At 63.8% G+C, this 26,581-nt stretch carries 27 protein-coding genes and 1 pseudogene; 9 read left to right on the forward strand and 19 right to left on the reverse strand.

Features of this window, described 5'->3' with window-relative positions; genetic code table 11:
- Window positions 1-35: 35 nt before the first annotated feature.
- Window positions 36-1,082, forward strand: a complete 1,047-nt coding sequence (locus IV500_RS00335) for a 2-hydroxyacid dehydrogenase (protein ID WP_196394839.1) — start codon at window positions 36-38, stop codon at window positions 1,080-1,082.
- Window positions 1,083-1,123: 41 nt separating this feature from the next.
- Here the strand turns inward: IV500_RS00335 and IV500_RS00340 are convergent, their stop codons facing one another.
- The 11 genes from IV500_RS00340 to IV500_RS00390 all read right to left on the reverse strand — a co-directional run bounded on the left by IV500_RS00340 (window position 1,124) and on the right by IV500_RS00390 (window position 11,389).
- Complete coding sequence (locus IV500_RS00340; protein WP_196394840.1) at window positions 1,124-2,440, reverse strand: MFS transporter; 1,317 nt, start codon at window positions 2,438-2,440, stop codon at window positions 1,124-1,126.
- A 57-nt stretch (window positions 2,441-2,497) separates the two neighbouring features.
- Entirely contained in the window at window positions 2,498-3,322 is an 825-nt protein-coding gene (locus tag IV500_RS00345; RefSeq protein ID WP_230854285.1) for a cyclase family protein, read from the reverse strand.
- 310 nt (window positions 3,323-3,632) lie between these two features.
- Window positions 3,633-4,301: a 3-oxoacid CoA-transferase subunit B gene (locus IV500_RS00350; protein ID WP_196394841.1), complete on the reverse strand. Its 669-nt coding sequence runs from the start codon at window positions 4,299-4,301 to the stop codon at window positions 3,633-3,635.
- Window positions 4,298-4,993, reverse strand: coding sequence for a 3-oxoacid CoA-transferase subunit A (locus IV500_RS00355; RefSeq protein WP_196394842.1), 696 nt, complete (start codon window positions 4,991-4,993; stop codon window positions 4,298-4,300). Before IV500_RS00355 ends, IV500_RS00350 begins: the two co-directional genes overlap by 4 nt.
- A 31-nt stretch (window positions 4,994-5,024) precedes the next feature.
- On the reverse strand, window positions 5,025-6,236 hold the full coding sequence (locus IV500_RS00360) for a thiolase family protein (protein ID WP_196394843.1): 1,212 nt from the start codon (window positions 6,234-6,236) through the stop codon (window positions 5,025-5,027).
- Entirely contained in the window at window positions 6,233-6,676 is a 444-nt protein-coding gene (gene pcaC, locus IV500_RS00365; protein WP_196394844.1) for a 4-carboxymuconolactone decarboxylase, read from the reverse strand. The genes IV500_RS00360 and pcaC overlap by 4 nt, the downstream gene beginning before the upstream one ends.
- 111 nt (window positions 6,677-6,787) lie before the next feature.
- Window positions 6,788-7,591 (reverse strand): alpha/beta fold hydrolase, encoded by an 804-nt coding sequence (locus IV500_RS00370; protein ID WP_312875768.1) that lies wholly within the window; start codon window positions 7,589-7,591, stop codon window positions 6,788-6,790.
- Window positions 7,588-9,051: a lyase family protein gene (locus IV500_RS00375; RefSeq protein ID WP_196394846.1), complete on the reverse strand. Its 1,464-nt coding sequence runs from the start codon at window positions 9,049-9,051 to the stop codon at window positions 7,588-7,590. Before IV500_RS00375 ends, IV500_RS00370 begins: the two co-directional genes overlap by 4 nt.
- On the reverse strand, window positions 9,048-9,644 hold the full coding sequence (pcaG, locus tag IV500_RS00380; RefSeq protein WP_196394847.1) for a protocatechuate 3,4-dioxygenase subunit alpha: 597 nt from the start codon (window positions 9,642-9,644) through the stop codon (window positions 9,048-9,050). Before pcaG ends, IV500_RS00375 begins: the two co-directional genes overlap by 4 nt.
- Window positions 9,644-10,462 (reverse strand): protocatechuate 3,4-dioxygenase subunit beta, encoded by an 819-nt coding sequence (gene pcaH, locus IV500_RS00385; RefSeq protein ID WP_196394848.1) that lies wholly within the window; start codon window positions 10,460-10,462, stop codon window positions 9,644-9,646. Before pcaH ends, pcaG begins: the two co-directional genes overlap by 1 nt.
- A 171-nt stretch (window positions 10,463-10,633) precedes the next feature.
- Window positions 10,634-11,389, reverse strand: a complete 756-nt coding sequence (locus IV500_RS00390) for an IclR family transcriptional regulator (RefSeq protein WP_196394849.1) — start codon at window positions 11,387-11,389, stop codon at window positions 10,634-10,636.
- A 426-nt stretch (window positions 11,390-11,815) separates the two neighbouring features.
- On the opposite strand from IV500_RS00390, the gene IV500_RS00395 reads away from it, so the two are divergent.
- Window positions 11,816-12,385, forward strand: coding sequence for an NAD(P)-dependent oxidoreductase (locus IV500_RS00395; RefSeq protein WP_196394850.1), 570 nt, complete (start codon window positions 11,816-11,818; stop codon window positions 12,383-12,385).
- A gap of 250 nt (window positions 12,386-12,635) precedes the next feature.
- Window positions 12,636-13,079 (forward strand): YdeI/OmpD-associated family protein, encoded by a 444-nt coding sequence (locus IV500_RS00400; RefSeq protein ID WP_196394851.1) that lies wholly within the window; start codon window positions 12,636-12,638, stop codon window positions 13,077-13,079.
- 31 nt (window positions 13,080-13,110) lie between these two features.
- Here the strand turns inward: IV500_RS00400 and IV500_RS00405 are convergent, their stop codons facing one another.
- The 6 genes and pseudogenes from IV500_RS00405 to IV500_RS00420 all read right to left on the reverse strand — a co-directional run bounded on the left by IV500_RS00405 (window position 13,111) and on the right by IV500_RS00420 (window position 17,046).
- Window positions 13,111-14,307, reverse strand: coding sequence for a 4-hydroxybenzoate 3-monooxygenase (locus tag IV500_RS00405; protein ID WP_196394852.1), 1,197 nt, complete (start codon window positions 14,305-14,307; stop codon window positions 13,111-13,113).
- A 190-nt stretch (window positions 14,308-14,497) separates the two neighbouring features.
- Window positions 14,498-14,752: pseudogene (locus IV500_RS00410) on the reverse strand (ATP-dependent helicase C-terminal domain-containing protein); the annotation flags it as partial.
- Window positions 14,753-14,887: 135 nt separating this feature from the next.
- Window positions 14,888-15,202 carry a hypothetical protein gene (locus IV500_RS21180; protein ID WP_230854287.1) on the reverse strand — a complete coding sequence of 105 codons (315 nt, stop codon included), beginning with the start codon at window positions 15,200-15,202 and terminating at the stop codon, window positions 14,888-14,890.
- A gap of 18 nt (window positions 15,203-15,220) precedes the next feature.
- Window positions 15,221-15,667 (reverse strand): hypothetical protein, encoded by a 447-nt coding sequence (locus IV500_RS21185; protein WP_230854288.1) that lies wholly within the window; start codon window positions 15,665-15,667, stop codon window positions 15,221-15,223.
- Window positions 15,664-16,278 carry a DUF4158 domain-containing protein gene (locus IV500_RS21190; RefSeq protein ID WP_230854289.1) on the reverse strand — a complete coding sequence of 205 codons (615 nt, stop codon included), beginning with the start codon at window positions 16,276-16,278 and terminating at the stop codon, window positions 15,664-15,666. The genes IV500_RS21185 and IV500_RS21190 overlap by 4 nt, the downstream gene beginning before the upstream one ends.
- A 159-nt stretch (window positions 16,279-16,437) precedes the next feature.
- Window positions 16,438-17,046 (reverse strand): DnaJ family domain-containing protein, encoded by a 609-nt coding sequence (locus tag IV500_RS00420; RefSeq protein ID WP_196394853.1) that lies wholly within the window; start codon window positions 17,044-17,046, stop codon window positions 16,438-16,440.
- Between the two features lie 515 nt (window positions 17,047-17,561).
- Here IV500_RS00420 and IV500_RS00425 point away from each other — a divergent pair.
- The 6 genes from IV500_RS00425 to IV500_RS00450 are packed head-to-tail and all read left to right on the forward strand — an operon-like array spanning window position 17,562 to window position 24,034.
- Window positions 17,562-19,079, forward strand: coding sequence for a fumarylacetoacetate hydrolase family protein (locus IV500_RS00425; RefSeq protein WP_196394854.1), 1,518 nt, complete (start codon window positions 17,562-17,564; stop codon window positions 19,077-19,079).
- Complete coding sequence (locus IV500_RS00430; RefSeq protein WP_312875769.1) at window positions 19,076-19,765, forward strand: GntR family transcriptional regulator; 690 nt, start codon at window positions 19,076-19,078, stop codon at window positions 19,763-19,765. The genes IV500_RS00425 and IV500_RS00430 overlap by 4 nt, the downstream gene beginning before the upstream one ends.
- A gap of 39 nt (window positions 19,766-19,804) precedes the next feature.
- Entirely contained in the window at window positions 19,805-21,325 is a 1,521-nt protein-coding gene (gene hpaE / locus IV500_RS00435; protein WP_196394855.1) for a 5-carboxymethyl-2-hydroxymuconate semialdehyde dehydrogenase, read from the forward strand.
- Window positions 21,326-21,368: 43 nt separating this feature from the next.
- On the forward strand, window positions 21,369-22,442 hold the full coding sequence (gene hpaD, locus IV500_RS00440; RefSeq protein WP_196394856.1) for a 3,4-dihydroxyphenylacetate 2,3-dioxygenase: 1,074 nt from the start codon (window positions 21,369-21,371) through the stop codon (window positions 22,440-22,442).
- A 12-nt stretch (window positions 22,443-22,454) separates the two neighbouring features.
- Window positions 22,455-23,240: a 2-oxo-hept-4-ene-1,7-dioate hydratase gene (gene hpaH / locus IV500_RS00445; protein WP_196394857.1), complete on the forward strand. Its 786-nt coding sequence runs from the start codon at window positions 22,455-22,457 to the stop codon at window positions 23,238-23,240.
- Complete coding sequence (locus tag IV500_RS00450) at window positions 23,225-24,034, forward strand: HpcH/HpaI aldolase family protein (protein ID WP_196394858.1); 810 nt, start codon at window positions 23,225-23,227, stop codon at window positions 24,032-24,034. Before hpaH ends, IV500_RS00450 begins: the two co-directional genes overlap by 16 nt.
- Before the next feature lie 147 nt (window positions 24,035-24,181).
- Here the strand turns inward: IV500_RS00450 and IV500_RS00455 are convergent, their stop codons facing one another.
- The gene (locus tag IV500_RS00455) at window positions 24,182-25,813 is read right to left on the reverse strand and encodes an HD domain-containing phosphohydrolase (RefSeq protein ID WP_312875770.1); all 1,632 of its coding nucleotides are present in this window, start codon (window positions 25,811-25,813) and stop codon (window positions 24,182-24,184) included.
- A 106-nt stretch (window positions 25,814-25,919) separates the two neighbouring features.
- Complete coding sequence (locus tag IV500_RS00460; protein WP_196394859.1) at window positions 25,920-26,513, reverse strand: peroxidase-related enzyme; 594 nt, start codon at window positions 26,511-26,513, stop codon at window positions 25,920-25,922.
- Window positions 26,514-26,581 lie beyond the last annotated feature (68 nt).

Below are 26,581 nucleotides of genomic sequence, written 5' to 3' on the forward strand. Positions count from 1 at the left end.
ATCCAGCGGACAAGGATCGAAAAAGGATGAGAAGCATGGCTCGGAACAATAGGGAGTACGTCGTAGGTCTCACTCCTGACGGTGCAGGGCCAGACGGTTCGACCATCTTCGGTGATATCGGCCTGGGGCGGCTTGAGGAGGCGGGCATCACCTGGCGGCTCATGCCGGAAGTGACGGCGGGCCAGCCGGTGCACCGCATGTTCGATGGGCTCGATGCCGTGCTCTCGTTCGGGCACATGCCCTTCGACGCCGAACTGGTACGCCAGGCTCCGCGCCTTAAGCATGTGGCGAGGTTCGGCGCCGGTTACGACGGCATTGATTCCGTAGGGCTCGCCGCTGAAGGGGTCATCGTGACGACCGCCCCAGCCGCCGTCCGGAAACCGCTGGCGCTCGCCGGGTTAACGCTCGTGCTCGCTGCCGCGCACAGGCTGATCGAGAATCATCAGGTGGCTGTGTCCGGACAGTGGGACACCGGACGCGGAAAGTACCGAGGAATCGGCGTGGACGGCAGGACAGCCGGCATTATCGGCTTCGGAAGTGTGGGGATCCAGCTTGCTGAGTATTTACAGGCTCTTGGCGTTACGGTGATCACAACTGAGCGCAATGCCAGCGCAGCCCAGCAGCGCGGTATCGACAGTCATCCGCTGTTTGAGCTCGCCCGCAGGTCCGACTTCGTCATCGTAACCGCCGCACTGACCGATGAGACGCGAGGGATGCTTGCCGCCGACTTCTTCGCCGCGATGCAAGCGAGCGCTTACTTCGTCAATATCGCCAGGGGCGGCCTGGTGGACCAGGCGGCGCTTGTCCGGGCGCTCCAGGAGGGCGAAATCGCTGGTGCCGCCCTGGATGTGTTCGATCCTGAACCGCCCGCGAAGGACGATCCCCTGCTTGCGCTCGAGAACGTGATCCTTTCACCCCATGCGTTGTGCTGGACGGCTGACTTCACCCATAGCGTCTCGGCAAGTGTGATGGCATCGGTGGTCCAGGCTGCCCGAGGAGAGATACCTGCGGCCGCCTTAAACCGTGATCTGCTGGATCCCAGCACGTGGCGCGGCGCCGCTCAGAGTTCCTCCACCCGCTAACCGGCGCCGGCTAAGCCGGTATTTTTAGCATTGAACGGGAGCTAGTCAACAATTGCTTCCAGCTCTTGACCGGGTTTAATGTTCGGCAGGAAGAATGTGCTGATACCTTGGGCGAAGCCAATGATCACTGCGATGACGATCCAAGTGATGATGAGGCTTGTGGTAGCCGTCATCCCGGTCCATATCGCGCTGCCGATGAGCTGGCCGCCAACCATCATGGCTCCCATCCATCCCACGGCGGTTCCGCGAACCCGGGTTGGGAAGCATTCCGCCTGGTAGGAGTAGCCGGCTCCGGACCAGGTTCCATTGGTGGCCTGATAAATACAGAAGAAGACGATTGCTACCCAGGTGTGATCCGAAACGATGAGAATCAGCAGGTTGAGAGGACCAACAAGGCACCCCGACACCAGCATCACGTTTCGTCGACCGAATTTCTCGCCCAGGAGACCGCCGAACACGTAGAAGAAGAACCCAATACCGCCACAGACAAGCAGCAGGACCGCCGCTTCACTGGCCGTCCAGCCTTTCACTTGGGTCAGCCAGTACGCAATGAAGACATTCGTGGCAACAAACGAGATCGCATACAGCAGCCACGTCACCGTCAACCGGGTGAGCGCCGAGCGAACCGGACCGGCTGTTGAGAACAGCTGTCTAACAGAACCCTGCTTCAGGTCCTCCACCTTCACCGGACGCTGGGCCTGCAAACGTTCCACTTCGCCGCGATCGCCGCCCTTCACTGCCGCGCGAAGAGCCTTGATGTGTACATAACGATCCGATTCCCGAACCTTCCAGCGACCAATCGCGACCAGGAGCAGGGGAATGACGCCAAAGACGTAAACGACCCGCCAACCGAAACTTCCGACCAGCAGGTACAGCCCGGAGGCCAGGAAGACTCCGATGGGCCAGCCACCTTGGACAATGGAGTACAGAAAACCGCGGCGCTTGGCGGGAACTTGCTCGTTGACCAGAGTCACAGAAACGGCGAGCTCAGCGAACGCGAAGGCGGAAGCTATTGCGCGGACGAGCGCCAGTTGCCAGAAATTCTGAACGAAGAATGTCAGGCCCGTGAATATACCGGCAACGGCCAGGCAAATCATCCACATGTTCTTCCGGCCTGCACGGTCCATTCCCCAGCCTACGAACAGCGCGACAATGACTTCGGCACCGAAGACGATGAATTCCAAGGCTCCAAGATCGGTGGCCGACAAGTGCAGATCTTTTGCAATCGCCGGCATTGTTAACGTGAGGAGATTCGAATCGTATGACGCCAGGGACCACCCGAGCAGCGCGATGATGATGAGGTAGATGATGTACTTGCGGTCCTTGGATTCAGATGTTGCCAAGGTGTCGGCAGACATTGTGGCCACCGTTCCTTTCTTCCTTATTCGCCTCAGTGCTGTTTTACAACCCGCCCGTCACAGTTGCGGGACCCATGCGAATGCACGGCCCGGCGCGCCGGTGCCGCGGGCGATCTTCAACGGCGCGAAACAGAAAACGGCACCGCGGACGGGCAGCCGGTCGAGGTTCCCCAAAGCCTCGATGAACGCCACCCGCGCTTCCAGCCCCGCGTAATGGACACCAGCCCCGTCATGGCAGGACCCCATACTCACCCCGTCCGTCCCAACGCAAGTCACACCACGATCCATAATGTGGCGCATTGCGTTGCTGTCCGGGGCGGGCCAACCGGGACCATCCCGTGTGACGAGCGCGCGATAGCAGTACTCGAGCCCTGCAGAACCCGGCAGATAGCGCTTGTCCCAACCTGTACGGAAGAGAACAATATCGCCGACGGTAAGCTCACCGTTGTCACGCTCCCATTTAGCGATGAAATCCTTGGTGATCGTGGGCGACACACCCGGCGCCGAATCAGGAAGATTTGCTGGAATATCGATCACCACGGCCGGACCGATGAGCTGATTCAGGGCTATCTGTTCCACCGTTACGGAGCCAACGTCCGCAGCATGGGGTAACCCGGTCTTCACTTCGGGGATAAAGTGAGCCGGGGCATCGACGTGGGTTCCAGTGTGCTCGTCGATGAGCAACCATCGGGTCTGATAGGGCCCCGTTGCATTCTTCAGCGGAGCTGCCTGATCGTCAACGTTGTTGAAATAGTTGAACGTCTTTTGCTGGTACGGCATATGCGTCGCCCAGGCCGCCGGCAGTTCCTCTGCAAGGAGCAGCGTGAGGTCGACAATGGTCAGCTCCGTTAACGAGCGCGCTGTGGAGTCGTCGAGCGTCATGGTAATGGCTTCCCGTCTGTGACGGACTTCCATAAACCGTACTCACGATCCGTAGCATACAAGGCCGCCGTTTGTTATTATCCGCGTCGATTGGGGGAAGCGTCAATGCCCCAGGTGCCCCCGCGTATCATTGCGAACACCGCGATCTGCTGGTCGGCTACGCGATCCGGGACATGGTCTTGCTCGCCCCGCAGGACGGCCCGCCCAGTCCTTTTCCATCGCTGACGTGCTGCGCACGCTGGACAAAACCAGCCGGCAGCACCGCGCCTGACGCCGGATCAGCAGCAGGCGATTCACGGTATGAGCTCGACTAATCGTCAAGCAGCTCGACGCCGATCCGCTCCTGCAGTTCCGCAAACGTGGTCCCGAAGGTTTCCCGGACGCGCACGCCGTCGGGCCCGATCAGGAAAACGGCTTCATTCGTGTATATCCGGGTCACGCAGCCAACACCTGTCAGGGGATAGCTGCATGTCTGCACCAGCTTGGCCGCGCCTTCCTTGGTAAAAAGGGACATCATCACGTATACGTCCTTGGCGCCCGTGGCCAAGTCCATGGCCCCGCCCACGGCGGGAATCGCGTCCGGTGCGCCGGTGTTCCAGTTCGCCAGGTCGCCGGTAGCGGATACTTGGAAGGCTCCGAGGACACAGACATCCAGATGTCCGCCACGCATCATGGCGAACGAGTCCGCGTGGTGGAAATAGGAGGCTCCGGGTAGCTCCGTGACGGGGATCTTGCCGGCGTTGATCAGGTCCTCGTCGATTTGATCGCCCACGGCCACCGGGCCCATGCCGAGCATTCCGTTCTCGGTGTGCAGCGTCACGTGCTGTTCCGCGGTCAAGTAGTTGGAGACCAGCGTCGGCTGGCCGATGCCCAGGTTCACGAAGGATCCTTGGGCTATATCACCGGCCACCAGTTGGGCAAGTTGCTCCTTGCCCAGTCGTTGGCTGCCCGGTCGTTTACTGCTGAGTCCTTTGCTCATTGCCGGCTCCGCTCTCTTTCGGTTCGAGCTGGTGCATCCAACCGGACGACCGTGTTGACGTAAATCCCCGGCGTGACGACGTTCTCGGGATCGAGGTCACCCGTGGGCACCACGCTGCCCACCTGCACAATCGTATTGATCGCCGCGGCGGCCATGATCGGGCCGAAGTTCCGCGCTGTCTTCCGGTACACCAGGTTCCCGGCTTTGTCTGCCGTGAGGGCCTTGATCAGGGCGACGTCGCCGTAAATCGGGGTTTCATAGACGTGTCCGCGCCCATCGATCATTCTTGTTTCCCGGTCTTCGGCCAGCATCGTGCCGTAGCCGGTGGGCGTGAAGAAGCCGCCGATTCCCGCCCCGGCGGCGCGGATGCGTTCGGCCAGGTTGCCTTGCGGAACCAGCTCCAGTTCGATCTCCCCGGCACGGTAGGCGGCGTCGAAGTGCCACGAATCCGACTGGCGGGGGAAGGAACAGATGACCTTGTCCACTCGGCGTTCCTTGATCAGCAGCGCCAAACCTGCATCCCCTTGACCGGCATTATTGTTGACCACTGTCAGTCCCGTCGCGCCGCCGTCGAGCAGGGCTGTGATCAGTTCCATTGGCTGCCCGGCGTTGCCGAAACCACCGATCAGCACGGTTGCCCCGTCGCTGATGCCGGCCACTGCCTCGGCAGCGGATTGCACAAAATTGAGCATCAGCTCAGCCTCCCTAAGTGTGTGAACGTCCTCAATTGCGGGCCGCGTGGACGTTTTCCAAGACGACGGCCAGCCCTTGGCCCACCCCGATGCAGATCGCGGCCACACCCCACCGCTCACCGCTGCGCTCGAGGCGGCGGGCCAGCGTGCCCAGAATCCGGATGCCGGAGGCACCCAGCGGGTGGCCGATGGACACGGCACCGCCCCAGGCATTGACGATCTCCGGAGCGATGCCCCACGCATCGATGCAGGCCAGCGATTGTGCCGCGAAGGCCTCATTGAGTTCGACGGCGGCTACTTCACCCCAGCCGATTCCGGCCCGTTTGAGCGCCAAATTCGCGGCCTCCACGGGGGCAAAGCCAAAGAATTGCGGTTCGAGGGCACATGCGCCGCGCCCGACGATGCGGGCCAGCGGTTCCGTTCCCAACAGGCCAGCCGCTCGCTCCGAACCAATCAGCGCAGCAGAGGCGCCGTCGTTCAGCGGTGAGGCATTCCCGGCGGTGACAGTGCCGCCGTCGTCCGTTTCGGACTCCTTACGGAAGACTGTCTTCAACCCAGCCAGCTTCGCAGCAGAACTGCCGGGACGGATGCTCTCGTCGCGATCCAGCGTGGTGCCCGGGACCTTGACAATCTGGTTGTCGTAATACCCTGCGGTCCAGGCAGCATCGGCCCGATTGTGCGAGGACGCCGCGAACTCATCCTGGCGCTGGCGCGAAATGCTGTGCCGTTGGCGCAGCTGCTCGGTGGCCTCGCCGAGGGAAACAGTCCACTCGGCCGGCATCGCCGGGTTGACCAGCCGCCAGCCCAAAGTGGTCGATGCGAGGGCAAGGTCACCAGCCGGGTAAGGTCTTTCCGTCTTGGGCAGGACCCACGGGGCACGGCTCATGGACTCAACCCCACCGATGGCGATCAGCTCGGCTTCACCGGTATTGATTTGGCGGGAAGCGATAATCGCCGCATCCAGGCTGGAACCGCAGAGCCGGTTGACCGTGGTCCCTGGAATGGACGTCGGCAACCCAGCCAGCAACGTCGCCATCCGCGCTACGTTGCGGTTTTCCTCACCGGCACCGTTGGCGTTGCCGAAGACGACCTCATCAATGTGGGCCGGATCCAGAGCCGGAGCCCTGGAAATTATTTCCCTAAGCACCAGCGCTGCCAGGTCATCCGGACGGACGCCGGCAAGAGCTCCACCAAACCTGCCAAACGGTGTCCGGACTGCGTCGTAGAGAAAGGCCTGATTCACTGTGCTCCTTCAACGGGATTCTCATTATCAATTGTCGCAAATACCCCTTGGGCGATCTTGAACCCACTGTTCGCGGCCGGCACCCCACAATATATAGCCGAGTGCAGCAAAACCTCTTTAATCTCCGCGCGGGTCATGCCGTTAGTCAGGGCGGCCCGAACATGCATGGCGAACTCCTCCCAGTGCCCGTGGGCAATCATGGCGGTGAGCGTAATGGCGCTGCGGGTGGCGCGTGGCAAGCCCGGGCGGGTCCAGATGCTTCCCCACGCATAACGGGTGATCATGTTCTGAAACTCGTCGGTGAAGTCATCGATGCCGGCGTTGGCACGATCAACGTGGGCATCGCCAAGGACTTGGCGGCGGACGGCCATTCCCTCGTCGTAGATGCTTTGCTGGGAGGCGGCCGGATCGGTACTGGCCGGAGGGGAAGTTGCGTTCATGGGTGTGGAGTCCTTTTGTCGGCGGGCGGGCGGGGCGGCCACCGGGCGTGGCGGCGAGGGCGGGCGACGGCGGGTATGCGGCTAGGCGGTGGGCGCCGGTCGGATGGGCTGCTAGGCGAAGAATCCGCGCAACAGGGCGGCCGTTTCTTCCGGCGCCTCAAGTGGCGCCTGGTGTGCAGCACCGGGTACGACGGCGGAACGGCCGTTCCGGACGCCTGAACCGATCGTCTCGGCGACGGCGGGCGGGCAAATCGGGTCGAGTTCGCCTGCGATGGCCAGCAGCGGCGCCTCGATGGCACCGAGGCGGTCGCGGACATCGAAGTCCGCCAGCGCCCGGCAGGCGAACGCGTAGCTGAAGCGGTCGGCGTCTTGGAGCGAGTGCAGGAGCGCTGCGGCGCGGTCCGGGTAGGCTTCCATGAAGCCCGGAGCGAACCAGCGCTGAGCCGATCCGACCACCTGCGTGGGCGTCCCCTGCACGCGCACGGTTTCAGCCCGGTCCAACCATCCCTGCGGCTCGCCGAACTGTGCGGAGGAACAGATCGCCGCGACCGCCGAGAACACCCCCTCGTGACCGGTCCCCTGGTCCAGCGCCAGCTGTAGCGCCACCCCACCGGCCAGTGAGACACCGGCGTAGTAGACCTTCCGGTCCGCTCCGTCGCACAACTGTGCAGCGATGTCCCTGACGCCGGAGGCGAGCTCGGCGACGCTGAATGCCTCGGTCGCCGCCGGGCTGGCACCGTGACCGGGCAGGTCAACACCCACCACCTCAAAGCCCTCGAGGTAGGGCACCGCCGCGCCCCAGAGAGCCCGCACACCCGTGCCCAGTCCGGCACCCACGATGAGCAGCGGCTTGGCAGTAGCCGGTAGTGGGTTGCCCGCACCCAATAGCGTCGCAGTGATTTTCGGGATGCTCACGTGGCACTCCATTCCTGATGGGTGGCAATTATCCGGAAGATTAGTTCGTCCGCGGCACCGAGGTACTTCGACGGATCCAGCAACGCTGCGAGCTCGGCATCATTGAGCCGCTCGGGCGGAACCGTCTGGCGGAGGGATTCCGCCAGTGCTGCGGGGCCACCCCGCGACTCCTCCACGAGGGCCTGCACCCGCTTCTTCCCGGCCCCGGGATTCCCCTCGTCGAGGAGGGGCGCCACGACGGCCATGATCTTTTCGCTGAGCAGCAACGGTCCCGTAAGTTCCAGGTTGGCCTGCATACGGTCGGCGTGCACCTGGAGGCCGGTGGCGAGTTCGGCAAGTTTCGCGGCTGCTCCGCCAGCAAGCCGAAGCAGCTGCCGAAGGGCCTGCCACTCGACGTGCCATGACCCGTCCGGCCGCTGGTCGACGACGGCGCCGGCGGCTGCTTGAAGCTGCACCTGGTAGCCGGGGCCGGCCAGTGCCGCGCTGTGGATGAGCACGGAGAGCACCGGATTTTGCTTTTGCGGCATGGCAGATGAGACTCCCCTGCCGGCGGCAACCGGCTCGGATACCTCGCCGATTTCGGGCCGGTTGAGCAACAGGACGTCGTTGGCCACGGTCCCAGCAGCGGCCAGCACATCGGCGAGGGCCTGGCCAAGTTCGGTGACGGGCAGCCGGTTCGTCTGCCAGGGAAAACCAGGATCCGTCAGCCCCAATCGAGCGGCGAGGTCGGCGGCGAGGTCCAGCGCGCCGCCGTCGGCTGAGCCTGCCGCCCGTCCACCGATTTGGCGACGCTCGGTGAGCAGGCTTACGCCCGCCATCGTCCCGGCTGCTCCTCCCCACTGTAACGGCAGACCGGCCGCGACGGTGCCGAGCCGGCTACCGGCGTGGCCCACGCCGGAGAGCCATTGGGCGGCTTTCAGTCCGAAGGTGGAGGGCAGCGAATGTTGCGTCAGGGTCCGGGCGGCGCACAGAGTACGGCGGTGCCGCTCGGCCAGTGCGGCCATGGCCCGGGCCGCGGTGCGCAGGTCCGCTTCGATCAGTGCCACGGCCCGATGAGCCACCAGCATCAGTGCCGTGTCCACAATGTCCTGGCTGGTGGCGCCCTGATGGATCGCGGCCGCTGCGGCCGGGTTGCTGGTACGGACCTGTTCGCGCAGGTCCGCCAGCAGCGGGATCAGCGGGTTGCCCCCGCCCTGGGAACGGGCTGCGATGGACGCCGCGTCATACCGATCCTGACTGGCCGCGGCCAACACCGGATCTACTAGCTCCGGATCCAGGTAGCCAGCGTCGGCCAGGACGCGAACCCAGGCGGCTTCGACGTCGAGCATCGCTTGGATCAGCGCACGGTCACCGGTCCGGGCAGCCACGGGTGTCCCAGCCCAAGCCGGTGAGAGCAGGCCGACGTCGGCACTGTCCGCAGCGTTGTCGGCGGCGGCGGCAGCGGAATCCGGCACGCTCATGCCTCCGCGAAGCTAAGGAAAACCGTCTCGCCAGGTCCCTGGAGTCGGATGTCCCACAACAAGTCTCCGCTGGATTCGCGGGTGGCGATAAGCGTGTCGCGGCGGTCCTCGGGCAGTGCCGACAGTACTGGATCCTGCGCCAGCGCGGCGGTATCCTCCGGCAGGTATACGCGGGTGTGCAGCTTGTTCAGCAGTCCGCGCGCGAAGACGACGACGGCGATGAAGGGTGCGCTGCCGGGTTTCGTCGCGCCGGGGTTAAGCGTAGTGAAGGTGTAGGAGCCGGTGTTGTCCACCGACTCGCGCCCCCAGCCGGTGAAGGTGTAGCCGTCCCGGACCAAGGAACCCGGTTCCTGCACGATCGTGCCATCCTCGTCCGCCTGCCAAATTTCCAGCAAGGCATCCGGAATGGGGTCACCCTGGCCGTCATAGACGGTCCCGTGCAACCGGAGGGCGCCCGGCCGCGCCTGAGGGACAAGTTCTCCATCTTTGGCATATGGCAAGGCATATTCGAAGAACGGCCCAATGGTCTGTCCGGGCGTGGCGGGAAGCTTCGGGATAGTCCGCGTTGCTTCAGTGCCTGTTTGTTCTGGCATTATTCTGCATCCTCGTCTTCCATCCAGGTCCGGTTGCTACCACTGAGGACAATGTCCCAGTTGTAGCCGGTGGCCCACTCGTGTGTCGTGATGTCGTGATCGTAGCGCGCCACGAGCAGGTCCCGGGCCTTCTGGTCCGTGATGGACTGGTAAATCGGGTCCAGCGCAAACAACGGGTCTCCGGGGAAGTACATCTGGGTGATCATGCGCTGCGTGAAGTCTGTGCCAAAGATCGAGAAGTGGATGTGCGCGGGCCGCCAGGCGTTGTAGTGGTTCTTCCATGGGTACGGGCCCGGCTTGATGGTGGTGAACTCATAGCTGCCGTCGGCACCGGTAATGCACCGCCCGGCGCCGGTAAAGTTTGGGTCGATCGGCGCCGGATGCTGGTCCCGTTTGTGGATGTATCGACCGGCCGAGTTGGCCTGCCAGATCTCCACCAGCTGGCCCCGCACCGGGTGACCATCGCCGTCGAGCACCCGGCCACGCACCTCCAACCGTTCCCCCAGCGGCTCACCGTTGTGCTGGATGGTCAGATCGCTTTCCAGTTCGTGGACGTCCCGATGCCCGAACGCGGGGCTCCACAATTCAATGGTCTCCGGATCGGCATGATGCAGGTCCTTCGTGGGGTGGCGCAGAACGGAGCTTCGGTAGGGGGCGAAGTCAATACGTGGCTGCGTTTCCTGGGCCGCCCCGCCCGCAAGCCCATCCTGGTAACTGCGGTGGACGGCCTCGATTTCGGCACTCAGCGAGGCTTGGCTGTCAGCTGCCGCCTCGGAACTGACGACCACGTGGCTGTCGTCAAAGGTTTCATCTGCCATGATATGAACTCCTATTCGTGGTTTGAGTATGGTGTTCCGGCTGTGATGGCGTCGAAGAGCACCAACGTGCCGGCCATTGGGTCTCCCGTGACAAAGCTGATGTGAACCTCTCTCCACTGTGACAGGGACTACATTTCACCGCCTTCCTTTTCTCAATCAATGAGAATGTGACTAGTCAACATGCTCCCCCATCGCCCGGGCTATTCCCCGGGCACCGGTCAGCAGGACAGGAAGGATTGAATGGACTTTGCCCTCATCGCGGGCAACCACGACCCCCAATGCGGCAACGGCAATTCGCCCGCGGCCCAACACCGGAACGGCGATCCCCGTCGTCTCCTCGTCCACCAGTCCGTTAAAAGCGGCGAACCCCTGTCCCCTGACCAAGGCGAGAGCCTGCCTGGAGTCAGCCAGTCCAGTTTCAGAAGGCAGGAACGCATTTGGGTGGCCGCGCAGATACGCCTCCTGAACGTGGACGGGCGCAAAGGCCAGAAGCACCATGCCGGCAGAGGTCCGATGGACGGGAAGCCGACCCGCCACGCGGGCCTGATTGACCACCGAATCGCGGCCGGAAAGCCGTTCGATGACCAGCACCTCATCATCTCGAAGCACCGCCAACTGGGTGTGCTGGCCAACCACCGCCTGAATGTCCTCCATGAAGGGCATCGCGGCTTCCCGCAGGTCCAGGGCAGCGGAACTCCTGTTCGCCAGCTCCCACAAGCCGAGGCCAAGCCGCAGGCTCCCCGATGCATCTTTACGCAAAAAGTCGTGGGACAACAACTGATCCGCCAAACGATAAGCGGTTGCCAGCGGGACGTTCGCCCGGACGGCCAAGGCACCAATTGTGAGCGACGGAGCATCCGCCCCAAAGGCGCTCAGAATCCGCACCAGCCGATCCAGCGATGAGTCCCCCGACTTCGAATTAGCCATAATGCCATGCTGCCACGCCCCAACCACTGGAGGTGATTTCCCCATCCTCGAGCCCCCGGAATTCAGGTCTCAGGTAAAGAGCCCGGCAAGGCGCCTAAGGCACGTCATACAGTGAGGCAACGGTGGCCTTTTCCCTCGATGCCTCTGACTTTGCTGGGACGCTGCACCGTTTTGTCCACAGAGCAAGTCGCAGTACTGGTAATCGCCAACGCTGCGACTCTTGAATAGCATGTTCGGCAGCACTCTGCCGGTCCCCGAGACGTGCCAGAATTCTCCCCAGATGGATCTGACTGAACCTGCATCGCCCGGGCCAGCCTGCCGGCTGGCACCGGCCGGACAAATCTCCTTTGGAGCACCGTCCGGCGATCACCGATATGGTTTAGTTGGCAAGGTTCGGCTGCCGAATAGGCCGGACAGGAATCGAAAATGGAGCAGAAAACGGCACGCATCACCGTCCTCGGTGGGACAGGATACGCAGGCAGCGCAATCGTGAAGGAGGCCAGCAGGCGCGGGCACGAGGTCACGTCAGTCAGCCGTTCGACACCCACTAAACCATTAGGCGGAGTCAGCTACATCGCTGGTTCGGTCCTGGACCAGGAAGTCATCACCCAAGCGGTCGCCGAGCGCGACGTCGTCTTCGAAACGTTATCCCCGCGGGGAGACATGGCGGGCAAGGTCGAAGGGATTGTCGACACCCTGATCAGCCTTACCGCTGGCACCAGAACCCGTCTCGGTGTACTTGGCGGAGCGTCCTCGCTCCTCGAAAAGCTCAAGGCCAGCCCTGCAGACCTGGACTGGTTCTACGTCAGCCCTCCCGCCGAGTTTGGCGCATGGGCCCCCGCAGAAGAAACCGGCACCTACCGCCTCAGTGACGACGTCCTCCTCAGGGACGACACCGGCCGCTCGAACATCTCAGCGGCCGACCTCGCCAGGGCGGTACTCGACGAAATGGAACAGCCGAAGCACCGCCGTCAGCGCTTCCACGCCGCCCACTGACACCAAGCCAACCTCATTTCCGGCCGTACGAGTATTTTTGACATGTGGGGTGGGACTCCTCAGATCCCAGCGGGCGCCGTTACGGCGTCGACCCGCGCTTAGTGCCGTTTCTGCCAATTGGCTGAGAATTTGCAACCGTCCCGGTTTTCGTCAGCTCAGAGGCTCCTCGAAGGGGAAGGGGTGGCCCCCAAACCAGATGCAACAACAACGCCTGGGCGGCGCTTGTCGGTAGCCAAGGGATACTGTGAGTATGAAATTTACAACGACCATCCTGGGCAGTGGCAATAAGGCGGGGATCGAGGTCCCGGAAGACATCGTCACCGGACTCGGGGCCGGAAGGCGGCCACCGGTGGTCGTCACCATCAACGGGCAAAGCTACCGCAGCAGCATCGCGGTGATGAGTGGGCGGAACATGGTGGGCGTCAGCGCAGCCAACAGGGAACTGACCGGCGCCGCGGCCGGGGATACCGTCGAGGTCAACCTCGAACTCGACACGCAACCGCGGGTCATGCACGTACCCGAAGACCTTGCCGCCGCCCTGGACGCAGAGCCGGACGCCAAAGCGTTCTATGCGACGCTGAACTACAGCACCCAGCGCCGTTACGTGGAGCCAATCGGAGATGCCAAAACGGAGGAAACCCGCTCGCGCCGAATCACCCAGCTGATAGCCAACCTCAAAGCGGCCAAGAAGTAGCCCCCCGGTCGCAGCGCGATACGGGTGCCGCTCAGCCGTGCGGCCAGCCGGTGTAGGCCTCGGCCAGGTACTGCTGCCCGTAGCGTGAGGTAACAACGCTGTTCAACTCGCCCTGAATACGCTTGCGTTCAAAACTGCTGTGATCATTCCGGCTGTGCAGCATACTGGTCATCCAGTAGGAGAAGTTCTGGGCCTTCCAGACCCGCTCCAGGGCGTTATCGCTGTAACCGTCCAACAAATCCCTGGACCCGGTAGCGTAGAACATTTCGATGGCGTCGAAGAGGACTTTGACGTCCGCCAGGGCCAGGTTCAAACCCTTGGCACCGGTGGGTGGGACGGTATGTCCAGCATCTCCGGCCAGGAAAAGGTTGCCGTAACGCATGGGTTCGCAGACATAGGAGCGGAACGGCAGCACCATCTTTTCAAAGATGGGCCCGCGCTTGAGCGTGAAGCCGTCCGGCCCATCGACTCGTTTTTGCAGCTCGTTCCAGATCTGGTCCTCGGTCCAGTCGCTGACATCCTCGGTCGGGTCGCACTGGAAATACATGCGCTGGACGCTTTCATTGCGCTGGCTGATCAGGGCGAAGCCGTGCTCGGAGTTGGCGTAGATAAGTTCCGGGGCACTCGGCGGCGCTTGGGTAAGTATGCCAAACCACGCAAACGGGTAGGCAATGAAGTTGTCGGTGCGCTCTTCGGCCGGAATGGCTCGTTTGCAGATCCCCTGGGAACCATCGGTACCGGCAATGCTGTCGGCGTGCACCTCGAAACGCTGCCCGTCGGCATCTATGAAGCGGATCTTCGGCACATCGGTTTCCAGGTCAAGAACTTCGGAATCAGTAACGGAGAAACGGACATCGCCGCCGTCGCGCTTGCGTGCCGCCGCCAGGTCCACGAAGACCTCGTTCTGCGGGTACAGCCATACCGACTCGCCCACGAGCTCCTGGAAGTCCAAGCGGTGGCTGACACCGTTGAACCGCAGGTCGATGCCGTCGTGGCGGTGCCCCTCCGTCAGCACCCGGCCGTCAACTCCGGTGTCCGTGAGCATTTTCACCGACCCAGCTTCCAGTATCCCCGCCCGATGGGTGTTGTGGATGGTGTCGTGGTCCCGCTTTTCGATGACGATGTTATCAATACCGGCCCTGGACAGCAGGTGGGAGAGCATGAGTCCAGCGGGGCCGCCACCGACGATGCCGACGTTTGTTTTGATAATCTGGGGCGCGGCGTCCATGCAGGTCTCCTTTGGCAAAAGTAAAGCGATCTTGATCAACTGTGACACCGGTAACAGAGCATCTCACTGCACTTCCCATTGAATGCGAAAAGCAACTCCCAAAACGGCGATGGCGGTATTCGACACGAATGCCGTTGTATTAAAATGATGGCGATGGCGCCGGCGTCGCACAGGAGCACGCGGCCCGGGGTCACCTCCGGTTTTTGGTCCCGGCCGTCAGAGGAGCCGTCCACGGATCCTCTGACCAGGGATGCTTCGGATACCGGCCCCGCATCCGGGATCGGACCTGCGCAAAGGGTCCGGACCAAAAGAAAGCCGGATCGTCCGTCACGGCCAACGGCCGTCCGGCCGGAGAGAGCAGGTGGACCAGCACCGGCACCCTCCTATCCACCAGCCGCGGCGTCTGCGCCCAGCCGCTGCACTCCTGCAGCTTGACCGCCACCACCAACGCGGGACCCGGAAGTCGCACCGCCTCCCAACCCGTGCCCATGAGCAGGCGGGCGCGTGGGTCCGACCAACGGTGCGAGGGCGAGGCGAAAATGTCCCGACGCTTCAGGGCGCGAAAGAGCAGTTCCAGGACTCAGACCACGTACGCGTCGCGGTCCACCGTCCCCTCCGGCAGCTCGGTGTTCGCATACACAGCCTGGTGCCAGTGCGGCGGCACGAGCGTTCCGTCGATCTCCCGGGGCAGCAGCGGCTTCTCGCCGACCTTTAGAGGCGAGAGTGCGGGCAGCTTCTTCACCCCGGCCAAGATTCTCGCCCCGCCGGTCGCTGCGTCCAGCGCTGAGGTCTCACCCAACAGTGACAGGAACGGCTTGACGGTGTTGTAGCGCAGCGCCAACGCCCCGCGAAGTGCGGACTGCGCTGAATCGTCGTCCTGGGGCACCAAACTCACCACCGTGGACGCTGCATCTTACATCACCGACCGGGGTGCGACTTCCTCCAACGCCCGCCACAGCGCGGCCACATCCACCTCAACCCCGGTCTCCTCGATCGACTCCGGCTTCTCGATGAACACCTTCGCCGCCCTTGCCACGATCCGTGATGCCTTCTCCAGCTGCGGCAGGGTGAACAGGCGCTGCTTGTCCGTGGAGCGCTTCGCGGTGCTGATCAACCTGGTCGCCATCCGGATCTCGAACAGGTCCAGGACATCATCGATCGCCTTGGCCTCCAGATGGCGCATCACCGCAGTGAGTATCGCCGTGCGCTTGGGCTCCGCGGTCTGCTCCAGCTTCGCGGCCTTGGTGCCAAGCCCGTACCGGGCCAGCACGGAGAGCCGGTTCGGCGGTATCTGTTCCAGCTTCAGCCGGCCCAGCCCGAAGGTGGCTATGTCCTCAACCCGCTGCAACGCACCCTTCATCGCGGTGCCGTGCTCCGCGTTGGCAGTCGACGCATCCGCTCCAGTTCCGAATACCGTGTGCCCTCCGGTGTTTTCAGCGTTGCAACCAAGTCCCCGGGCAGCGCCGGAGCCGCCCGCAGGGCGGCCTTGGCAACCGCGGCGTGCAGCCGCTTCTCGGCGATGGTGCGGACCTCGGAAACCTGTCGGGTCAGCACGTTCACCCCGGGTAGCAGTACCCGGTGCCGACGCAGCCAACCCGCCGCGTGGTTGAACAACTCGACCGGTCCGTCGGCATGCGTCCATGCCCGCCCGTGCAGGAACGCCCTGAACACCCGGCCATGGGCGGGGTCCTCGTACCGGTGGTAGCCGTACGCATCGCCGATCTCCCACGCGTGCTCATACGCCGTCTTTGACCGCTCGGTGTACTCCTTGAGGCAGGAGGAATCTTCAATCTCCAGCTGCTCCGCCAGATGCTCAATAACCGGCCACGGAACAGCCAAGGGATCCTCCAGGAAAAGCCCGATATATCGGACCGTGCACATCTGCAGGGCGCAGCCCAGGCGATTGTGGTCACCGCGCCGCTTCGCGATCAGGTTCCGGTCCTCGTCGTCGAGGAAGAAGAAGCGCTCCAACTCGGGCCGCGCGTCGGTTCCTCGGCGAATCCGACGAAACCCCGCGCAACTTGGATCGCCTGCGTTAAACGATCATGATCAAGTGCTTAGCGCCAACCGCTGTACCGATAGTCCCCAAGGCCGTCATCGGCAGCAGGCAGGCGTTCTAACGTTTCCCGTCTACAGCGGCCTGCGCCAAATGCGGAGCCACCACAGCCGTCCGGGCTGCCGCGCCGGCCCCACCTGCGCTACGGCTGCGCGGGCGGTACGGCGCTCCTGCCAACGGAACACCTCAAGGTCAGCGTCGCGGGTCTTCGTCACGACCGGCGGTCCGCCCAGGAGTTGGCGGCGCGCATCAATCACCCTGGCGTTGAAGTCCTCGACGACTTCATGGACCTGCTTCGCCGAGCCGAAGGTATCCAGCCGGTCGTCCAGCCCGGCGTCCTCACCGCGGAGCATAATGGCCTTCGGGCCCAGGCCGGTGAGATGTTCGCGCTGGATCAGTCCCTTGATCCACCAATCAGGATCGGGAGCGCCCCCCAGCCCCGGGATTGGTTTTCCGGCATACTCCAGTTTGTCGAAGTCCCCGCGCGCCATGGCGTCCTGGATCAGATATTCAGCACGGCCCGCGGCCGTGGTCTTCTTCCGCTGCCGGCGTGCCTCTTCCCGCGCATCCTCTGCGCGGTGCTGAATATCTGCATTGGCAGAGCGGTCCGCGGACCGGGCGGCCCGCAGCTCCGCGGCCTGTTCCAGCCGACGCCCGCGGTCCCCACCTGGCCGACTCTCCATCTCCGCGCCTCCTTTGCTACACCCGGATGCCCTACGCGCTCACATACCTGTTCCCTACGTTGCCACCGGGACTACGCCGCAGACAAGTGTCTGGCACCGGAATCACGCCCAATCGTATTGATCGGCCCGGACGGGTTCTCTACGCTGTCCTGAATCCTGTCCGCACTGGTGGTGGACACCATTTACCTGGCCCATGCCGGCGGCCACCTGTGTGGTCTTCCTGTGTCCAACTTGTATCCGGCAGCCACCGGTTCCCGTCTGACTGCGGCTGCGCACACCATCGAGCCGCAGCTGCCGTAAGGAACGTTCGACGCCGGTTCTCACCTTGGGCATGAAAGTCACCGATGCCGGTGCGGATGAACGATGCATCCATACTGGAGAAATTAACCGCTCAAAGGGGGTTGACGTGGCGGCAGTTACGAGGCAGACTAAATCGTATACGATTTCATACTTGATTATGTGAGCACGTCAACAGGACCGCTTCAAACCAATCATTGTCAGCCCAGGAGAGTTCCGTGGAACAAGTCACCGCAGCCACCGTCAAGCAGGCCGGCAAGGTCATCGCCGTCCATCTGTCGTACCAGTCGCGGGCTGACCAGCGCGGTCGTACCCCGGCCAAACCGTCCTACTTCCTCAAGGCGTCGTCGTCGTTGAGCCTGACTGATTCAAAGACCGAGCGACCTGCCGGTTGCGAACTCCTCGCCTACGAAGGCGAAATCGCCCTGGTCATTGGCACCGCCGCCCGCCGCGTCAGCGTCGAAGACGCCTGGTCCCACGTTGGATACGTCACCGCCAGCAACGACCTAGGAGTCTACGACCTCAAGTACGCGGACAAGGGCTCCAATGTCCGCTCCAAGTCCGGCGACGGATTCACCCCCTTCGGCCCCGGTCTGATTCCGGCAGCCGACGTCAACCCGACGGCCCTGCGCGTGCGCACCTGGATTAACGGCGAACCCGTCCAGGACGACACCACCGCGGGATTAATCTTCCCCTTCAGCCAAATCGTGGCGGACCTGTCCCAGCTGATGACACTGGATCCCGGGGACGTCATTCTCACCGGCACCCCGGCGGGATCCTCGGTTGCCGTGCCCGGGGACGTCATCGAGGTGGAAGTCAGCTCCGCCGCCCCGGACTTGAGCACTGCAGGATCGAACACGGCAGGATCGAACCCGGCAGGATTGAGCACCGGGCGGCTGCGCACCGTCGTCGTCCAAGGGGAAACGCAATTTGCCGACTTCGGCAACGGGCCCAAGGCCACCGATTCCGACCGGGAGGATGCCTACGGCTCCGCCGAAGCGGCTGGACTGACACCGAAGGGCCTCAGCGCCGAGCTTAAGCGCAAACTCACCAGCGTCGGCACGGCCACCCTCAGCGCCCAGCTTCGTAAACGCGGCCTCAATAACGTCAGCATCGACGGACTCAAATCCACCCGCCCCGAGCTCCGGATTGCCGGGACCGCGCGCACCCTGCGCTATGTGCCCAACCGCGAGGACCTGTTCAAGGCGCACGGCGGCGGCTACAACGCCCAGAAGCGCATCATCAACACGCTTAACGACGGCGACGTACTGGTCATGGAGGCCCGCGGCGAGCCCGGCACGGGCACCGTGGGCGACATCCTGGCCCTGCGCGCCCAGGTCAAGGGCGCCGCGGCCATCGTGACCGACGGCGGTGTCCGTGATGTTGCAGCCGTGGCAGCCCTGGACATGCCGACCTTCTTCACCGGCTCCCACCCGGCGGTCCTGGGCCGCAAACACATCCCATGGGACACCGACCTGACCATCTCCTGCGGCGGTGCCACCGTCCAGCCCGGCGACATCATCGTCGGCGACGCCGATGGGGTGCTCGTCATCCCGCCGTCACTGGCCGAAGAAGTGGCCGACGACGCCATCACCCAGGAGCACGAGGAAACCTACATCGCCGAAATGGTCGCGGAAGGCAACAGCGTGGAGGGACTGTACCCGATGAACGCGGCGTGGAAGTCCAGGTTCGCCGACTGGGCAACCACGCATCCGAACCCGGCAGCACAACCGTGAGCAGCGAAACCGGCAGCAAGTCCGAGCGGGCTTACGCCGCCATCAAGGACAAGATCCTCGGCGGCGAATACACCCCCGGCTACCGGCTGGTCCTGGCCAAGCTGGCCGAGGACCTCGGCTTCTCCGTGGTGCCGGTGCGCGAGGCCATCCGCCGGTTGGAGGCAGAAAGCTTCGTCACGTTCGAGCGGAATGTCGGCGCCACGGTGGCCGGGATCGACCCCACCGAGTACCTGTATACGATGCAGACTCTTAGCATCGTGGAGGGTGCCGCGACCGCACTGTCAGCGCCGCTGATCACCGGCCCGGACATCACCAGGGCCCGTGCCGTCAATGCGAGAATGAGCAGGTCCCTGGAACATTTTGACCCCATCCGCTTTACAGCGCTGAATCTGGAATTCCACAGCATCCTGTTTGAAAACTGCCCCAACCCGCACATACTGGACCTGGTCCACCGCGGCTGGAACCGGCTGCAGGCCCTGCGTTCCTCCACGTTTAACTACGTCCCGGGCCGTGCCGGGGAATCGGTCACCGAGCACGAGGCGCTGCTGAAGCTGCTGGAAAGCGGGGCCGGGGCCGAGGACATCGAACGCGCCGCCCGCGCCCACCGCGCCGCCACTTTGGACGCCTACCTTGCCCACAACGCCAGTGACCAGCAGGCCCACGCGCTTTTGACTCCCTCCTATTAGACAAGCCCACCGAGCAAACAGAAGAAAAGGACATCTTCAATGGCTGAGCACTACCTTCCGGACAACCTTCCCACCCACATCCAGCACTACATCGACGGCAAGAAAGTCGATTCCGTTGGCGGAGAGACCTTCGACGTGCTCGATCCCGTCTCCAACACCAACTACGCCACCGCCGCCGCCGGACAAAAGGCGGACATCGACCTCGCCGTCGCCGCCGCCACCAAGGCCTTCAACGAGGGCCCCTGGCCGCGGATGAAGCCGCGGGACCGCGCCCGCATCCTGAACAGAATCGCCGACGCCGTCGAGGCCCAGGAGGCACGGCTCGCGGAGTTGGAGACCTTTGACTCCGGCCTGCCCATCACCCAGTCCCGCGGCCAGGCGCTGCGTGCGGCGGAGAACTTCCGCTTCTTCGCCGATCTGATCGTTGCCCAGTTCGACGACGCAATGAAGGTCCCCGGCGCACAGATCAATTACGTTAACCGCAAGCCGATCGGAGTAGCCGGGCTCATCACGCCCTGGAACACGCCCTTCATGCTGGAATCCTGGAAACTGGCCCCCGCCCTGGCCTCCGGCTGCACCGTGGTGCTCAAGCCCGCCGAGTTCACGCCGCTCTCGGCGTCGCTGTGGGCCACGATCTTCGAGGACGCCGGCCTGCCGCAAGGCGTGTTCAACCTCGTCAACGGTCTGGGCGAGGATGCCGGAGATGCACTGGTCAAGCACCCGGACGTGCCATTGATATCCTTCACCGGCGAAACCACCACGGGCCAGACGATCTTCCGCAACGCCGCCACCAGTCTCAAGGGTCTGTCCATGGAGCTCGGTGGCAAGAGCCCTTGCGTGGTGTTTGCCGATGCTGACCTCGACGCCGCGATCGACTCGGCCTTGTTCGGCGTCTTCTCACTCAACGGTGAGCGCTGCACGGCCGGGTCCCGCATCCTGGTGGAGCGATCTATCTATGACGAATTCTGCGAAAAATACGCCGCCAGGGCCAAAAACATCATCGTCGGCGATCCGCACGACCCGAAAACCGAGGTCGGTGCGCTGGTCCATCCGGAGCACTACAACAAGGTCATGTCCTACGTGGAAATCGGCAAGTCCGAGGGCCGCCTGCTCGCCGGTGGCGGCCGTCCCGAGGGCCTGGAGCACGGCAACTACGTGGCCCCCACCGTCTTCGCGGACGTGAAGCCGGAGGCCCGGATCTTCCAGGAGGAGATCTTCGGTCCGGTCGTTGCCATCACGCCGTTTGAGAACGACGACGAGGCGCTGGCTTTGGCCAATGGCGTCAAGTACGGCCTGGCCGCCTACATCTGGACGCAAAACCTCACCCGTGCCCACAACTTCGCCCAGAATGTCGAGGCCGGGATGGTATGGCTGAACAGCCACAACGTCCGCGACCTGCGGACCCCCTTCGGCGGAGTAAAGGCCTCGGGCCTGGGTCACGAGGGCGGCTTCCGCTCCATCGACTTCTACACCGACCAGCAGGCCGTGCACATCACCCTGGGCACCGTCCACACCCCAAAATTCGGCAGCGTGGAAGCCGCCGCCACACTCGAGGGCTAGACCAGTCCCCCCTCCCCTGCTTACTCAAAGAAGAGAGAACCCCATGACCGACTTCATCCCCACCCCCACCGTCCCGGCCCCGGACATTGTCCGCTGCGCCTACATGGAAATCGTGGTCACCGACCTGGCCAGGTCCCGTGCGTTTTACGTGGATGTGCTGGGCCTGCACGTGACCGAGGAGGACGACAGCACCATCTACCTTCGCGCCTTCGAGGAATTCATCCACCACAACCTCGTGCTGCGCAAGGGACCCGTCGCAGCCGTGGCCGCGTTCGCCTACCGGGTCAAGTCCCCCGCCGAGGTCGATGCCGCCGAGGCGTACTACAAGGAGCTCGGCTGCCGCACCGAGCGCCGCAAGGACGGCTTCGTTAAGGGCATCGGCGATGCTGTCCGCGTGGAGGACCCGCTGGGCTTCCCATACGAATTCTTCTATGAGACCACCCACGTGGAACGCCTGACCCAACGTTACGATATCTACAACGCCGGCGAGCTGGTCCGTCTGGACCACTTCAACCAGGTCACCACTGACGTGCCGAAGGGCCGCAAGTACCTGGAGGACCTGGGCTTCCGCGTCTCGGAGGACATCAAGGACTCCGACGGCGTCAGCTATGCGGTGTGGATGCACCGCAAGCAGACCGTGCACGACACCGCCCTGACCGGCGGCGACGGCCCCCGCATGCACCACATCGCCTTCGCCACCCACGAGAAGCACAACATCATCCAGATCTGCGACAAGATGGGTGCCCTGCGCATTTCCGACCGGATCGAACGCGGCCCCGGCCGGCACGGCGTCTCCAACGCCTTCTACCTGTACATCCTGGACCCGGACGATCACCGGGTGGAGATTTACACGCAGGACTACTACACCGGCGACCCCGACAACCCCGTGGTCACCTGGGACGTCCACGACAATCAGCGCCGCGACTGGTGGGGCAACCCCGTGGTCCCTTCCTGGTACACGGAAGCGTCCCTGGTGCTGGACCTGGATGGCAACCCGCAGCCCGTCATCAAGCGCACGGACGCCTCGGAGATGGCCGTCACCGTCGGCGCCGACGGCTTCTCCTACACCCGCGAACCCGGCGAGGAACGCGGCTTCAAGATGGGCAACCAGCTCTAAGGGAGACAGAACATGCTTGATGATGAAACCATTGCCGTGATTGCCGACGAGCTGGTCGAGGCCGGCCGGAGCCGTGTTCCAGTGCCCCGGCTGACGCACCGGTACCCGCAGATGACGGTGGAGGATTCCTACCGTGTGCAGAGCCTGTGGCGGCAGCGCGGCGAGGCCGCCGGGCGGGTGTTGGGCGGGCACAAGATCGGCCTGACGTCTAAGGCCATGCAGTATGCCACGGGCATCACGGAGCCGGACTACGGGATCATCTTCAAGGACATGATCCTGGAGAACGGCTGTACGGTGCAGTGGGACCGATACTCGCACCCCCGCATCGAAGTTGAGCTGGCCTTCATGCTCAAGGAGGACGTCGCCGGTCCGGACGCAACCATTTTCGATGTCCTGCGCGCCACCGAGTACGTGGTGCCCGCGCTGGAAATTCTCGATTCCCGGATCGAAATGGAGGGCCGGACCATCGTGGACACCATCAGCGACAATGCCGCCATGGGCGCCATGGTGGTAGGCGGGACACCGGTGAAGCCCGACGACGTCGACCTTCGCTGGGTGGCCGCCATCCTCTACAAAAACCAGGCGGTCGAGGAGACCGGGGTGGCGGCCGGTGTGCTGAACCATCCGGCGTCGGGCGTATCCTGGCTGGCAAACAAGATCGCCCCACACAAGGACGTGCTCAAGGCAGGCGAGCTCATCCTTGCCGGTTCCTTCACCCGCCCCATGTGGGTCCATGCCGGGGACACCGTCTTCGCCGACTACGGAAAGCTGGGCACCATCACATGCCGCTTCGAGTAAATCCCGATCCGTCGTTCAAGGACGCGCTGGCCGCCGCGGACCGTCCGCTGGCCGGCATGTGGGTGTGTTCCGGCAGCCCGCTGGTCGCCGAAATCTGCGCCGGGTCCGGACTGGATTGGCTGCTGATCGACGCCGAACACAGCCCCAACGGCCTTGAATCCATCCTGGCCCAGCTGCAGGCCGTGAACGGCTACCCGGTCACGGTCGTCGTCCGTCCGCCGGCCAATGATCCGGTGCTCATCAAGCAGTACCTGGATTTGGGTGCGCAGACCCTGCTGATTCCGATGGTCCACACAGCCGCGGATGCGGCAGCCGCCGTGGCCGCAGCCCACTACCCGCCGGACGGCATCCGCGGTGTGGGATCCGCGCTGGCGCGCTCGGCCCGCTGGAACCGGATTCCTCACTATCTGGCAGGCGCCGGCGAAACCGTCACCATGCTGGTCCAGATCGAGTCCGCCGAAGCCGTGCAGAACGCCGCTGACATCGCCGAGACGGACGGAGTCGACGGCGTCTTCATCGGCCCGTCCGACCTCGCCGCGTCGATGGGGCTGCTGGGCCAGCAGGACCATCCCGACGTAGTCGCCGCCGTGGAAAACAGCATCCGCGCCGTCAAGGCGGCCGGTAAGCCGGTGGGAGTCAACGCGTTCGTCGAGGCCACCGCGCGCCGCTATCTGGCCGCCGGCGTGGACTTCATTCTGGTCGGCGCCGACGTCGCCCTGCTGGCCCGCGGCAGCGAAGCCCTCGCCACCGGGTATGTCCCGGCGACCGACACCGGACCTACCGCCAGCTATTAGTGGGTACATGCGGCGGCAAATCGCCAACGCAGTTTGTTGCCGACCAAGCTTGCGTACACCCGGCCCGGCGGTGCGCACGTAGAAGGGCGGCGGTGATCATGCCCGCCGGGCCGGACCCACAATGAGCACGTCCACCTCGTGGGCTGTTTACCGCCCGGCGGCGCCGCTCCACAATCCCTGATCCAAGGCGAACAGCGTGGCTCCGACGCGGTTTCCCGCGCCGATCTTCAGATAGATATGTTCCACATGGTTACTCGCGGTTTTCGGGGCGATGTAGAGAGTGTTGGCAATTTCACGGTTGTTTAGACCCTGGCAAAGCAGCCTGAGCACCTCCGCCTCCCGGTCGGTCAGGCCGCACGGCAGCAGCCGCCGTCGTCGTGCCTGCTGTCCCGCCGCGACAAGGACGGCGTCCACCGACTCCTCTTCCAACCGCCCCGCGCCCGCCTCTGCGCGGAGCCTCGTCCCTGCCTCCAGAGGAGTAAGCGCCGGACGGTGCGGACGCGGCTCCAGAGAGGTCTGATAGGCATCCGCCGCGGCGAGAATCCGCTGGCTTGGATCCAGGGCGGTACCGCCGCGGCCGCGCGGATAGCCGGATCCGTCGATGCGTTCATGGTGCGCGCCGGCCACTTCCGCAACCCGGCTCATGCCCGGAACGCGGCCAAGAATCCGCTCGCTCAGATACGGGTACATCTGCAGCCGCTCCCGCTCCACATAGGACAGCGGAGATTTCTTGTCCCAGACACTGTTGGAGACACCCATCCGTCCAAGATCGTGGACCCAGCCGGCACGGCGGAGAACCTCGATCTCCTCGACACTCGATCCGTACTCCCGGGCTGTTTCGGCTGCCAGTGCGGCCACGCTGCGGGAATGGCCTACCGTATGGGGGGACTTGAGGTCGGCGAAATCACCTATCGCCATCAGCACCGAGTCCAGCTCCGGCCCGGACAGCACGGCGTCCTCCGGTGCGGCAGCCAGCGCGGCCGGCCACGGATCAATGTCCAGCAGATTCTCTGTCAGCCCGCGGGCATGCGCGCAGAAGAGGTCTGCCAGCTCCGGATCAAACTGCGTGCCGCGGCGCTTCCTGACCATGGCCACGGCGGCGTCAACCCCGCCGGTGCGCAGGAAGACCTCGGCCGTATCCGCCAGCTGCGTTATCCGCATCTCGAGCGGAATTTCGACGCCGGCGCGGCCCGCTGGGAGCCCCTTGCCGTCCCAGCGTTCGAACGTATTGCTCAAGATTTCGGCCATGCTCTCATCCAGCCCGACCTTGGTGGCAAGCTGACCGGCCGAGGTGCAATGGGACCGGATCAAAGTCCGGACCGCGGTCGGCGCCGTTGCGGCGAAGCGGGACCTGAGACCGGCCCTGCGCAACGCCGGCAGCCCGGAACCCGTGCGCCGCAGCATCAGGGAAAACATCGGCAGACCACGGGAATCGATCATGTAATAGTCGGCACGGAAACCAATATCGTCGCCGAAAAGCGCGGCAAGCTCGAAAGAATCCGCGTGACAACCGATCCAGGCCAACAGGTTTGCGTAGTAGATTCTCCCCCGACCGGCCTGGCCGACGCCGGCCCGGTCCGCGATCCGCAGTCCCAACAAGGACGCACGCAGCATGTGTTCCATTGGCTGCCCGAGACCCAGATCAATGGCCAAGGACAACGCCGCGAGAATTTCAGAGCGACGCGGAACTACTGCCCTGCCCCATGGGTCCGGGCCCGCAGGCCCAGCGGCCTTGGGATTTTGGCACAAGCGGCCTGACCCTAACGGTGGATCCGTCACAAATCCCAGTATATGGCGGGCCAGCTCCGCCGTCTCCAGGTTTGTCTGGTCACTCAGGTTTGTCTGGTCAATCAGGACGGTCCGCCGATCAGGATTGTCCTGCCGATCAGGCGGCTGCGCTGTCGTTGCCTCCGAGGGGTTCGAGTAACGCGTCCCGAAGGGCGGCGCTGAGACCGGGCGGGACATCGACATCAACGGCCAGTGCCTGCAGTACCCGGCTGAGGTAATTACGGGCTGCCGCGGCAAGTGCGATGTCGACGATCTCCCTGTCGCTGAAGCCGACGTCGCGAAGTTTAACGCTGTCAGCATCTGTCATCGTGGCGGAATCGGTGCTGAGCTTCACCGCAAATTCCATCATGACGGCTTCCGCCTCGGAAAGACCGGCATCGCGGTAGTCACGTGAAATCCGAACCAATTCCTCTTCGCCGATGAATTTCAGCGACCTGTTGCCGTGGGCAAGCCGGCAGTGCCTGGACCCGATGCCCTGTGCGGCGGCGAGCGTGACCAGTTCGAAGCGGCGCATGTCCATTGATCCGGCGATCGCGCCCTGCAGCGCCTTCCACGCGGCCAGCGCTTCGGGGTGCACAGCCAAAACTTTGGTGTGGCTTGGAACGTATCCCAGAGCTTTCCTGTCTTCTGCGTATATCCCGGCTGTCCTGCCCGTAGCGTCCGCTTCCGACACACTTTCAATGATGCTCATGATGTATTACCTTCACTGTGTTGAAACAATATGTTTTTTTCCGCCGCGGTCCGCGGATAAATTCAGCA

It is taken from the genome of Arthrobacter terrae (genome assembly GCF_015708085.1).
GTDB lineage: Bacteria > Actinomycetota > Actinomycetes > Actinomycetales > Micrococcaceae > Arthrobacter_M > Arthrobacter_M terrae.

Coding starts and splice junctions, on each gene's coding strand:
- IV500_RS00335 (WP_196394839.1), top strand. CDS start 36: ATGGCTCGGAACAATAGGGAGTACGTCGTAGGTCTCACTCCTGACGGT.
- IV500_RS00340 (WP_196394840.1), bottom strand. CDS start 2,440: ATGTCTGCCGACACCTTGGCAACATCTGAATCCAAGGACCGCAAGTAC.
- IV500_RS00345 (WP_230854285.1), bottom strand. CDS start 3,322: ATGACGCTCGACGACTCCACAGCGCGCTCGTTAACGGAGCTGACCATT.
- IV500_RS00350 (WP_196394841.1), bottom strand. CDS start 4,301: ATGAGCAAAGGACTCAGCAGTAAACGACCGGGCAGCCAACGACTGGGC.
- IV500_RS00355 (WP_196394842.1), bottom strand. CDS start 4,993: ATGCTCAATTTTGTGCAATCCGCTGCCGAGGCAGTGGCCGGCATCAGC.
- pcaC (WP_196394844.1), bottom strand. CDS start 6,676: ATGAACGCAACTTCCCCTCCGGCCAGTACCGATCCGGCCGCCTCCCAG.
- IV500_RS00375 (WP_196394846.1), bottom strand. CDS start 9,051: ATGAGCGTGCCGGATTCCGCTGCCGCCGCCGCCGACAACGCTGCGGAC.
- pcaG (WP_196394847.1), bottom strand. CDS start 9,644: ATGCCAGAACAAACAGGCACTGAAGCAACGCGGACTATCCCGAAGCTT.
- pcaH (WP_196394848.1), bottom strand. CDS start 10,462: ATGGCAGATGAAACCTTTGACGACAGCCACGTGGTCGTCAGTTCCGAG.
- IV500_RS00390 (WP_196394849.1), bottom strand. CDS start 11,389: ATGGCTAATTCGAAGTCGGGGGACTCATCGCTGGATCGGCTGGTGCGG.
- IV500_RS00395 (WP_196394850.1), top strand. CDS start 11,816: ATGGAGCAGAAAACGGCACGCATCACCGTCCTCGGTGGGACAGGATAC.
- IV500_RS00400 (WP_196394851.1), top strand. CDS start 12,636: ATGAAATTTACAACGACCATCCTGGGCAGTGGCAATAAGGCGGGGATC.
- IV500_RS00405 (WP_196394852.1), bottom strand. CDS start 14,307: ATGGACGCCGCGCCCCAGATTATCAAAACAAACGTCGGCATCGTCGGT.
- IV500_RS21185 (WP_230854288.1), bottom strand. CDS start 15,667: ATGAAGGGTGCGTTGCAGCGGGTTGAGGACATAGCCACCTTCGGGCTG.
- IV500_RS00420 (WP_196394853.1), bottom strand. CDS start 17,046: ATGGAGAGTCGGCCAGGTGGGGACCGCGGGCGTCGGCTGGAACAGGCC.
- hpaE (WP_196394855.1), top strand. CDS start 19,805: ATGGCTGAGCACTACCTTCCGGACAACCTTCCCACCCACATCCAGCAC.
- hpaD (WP_196394856.1), top strand. CDS start 21,369: ATGACCGACTTCATCCCCACCCCCACCGTCCCGGCCCCGGACATTGTC.
- hpaH (WP_196394857.1), top strand. CDS start 22,455: ATGCTTGATGATGAAACCATTGCCGTGATTGCCGACGAGCTGGTCGAG.
- IV500_RS00450 (WP_196394858.1), top strand. CDS start 23,225: ATGCCGCTTCGAGTAAATCCCGATCCGTCGTTCAAGGACGCGCTGGCC.
- IV500_RS00460 (WP_196394859.1), bottom strand. CDS start 26,513: ATGAGCATCATTGAAAGTGTGTCGGAAGCGGACGCTACGGGCAGGACA.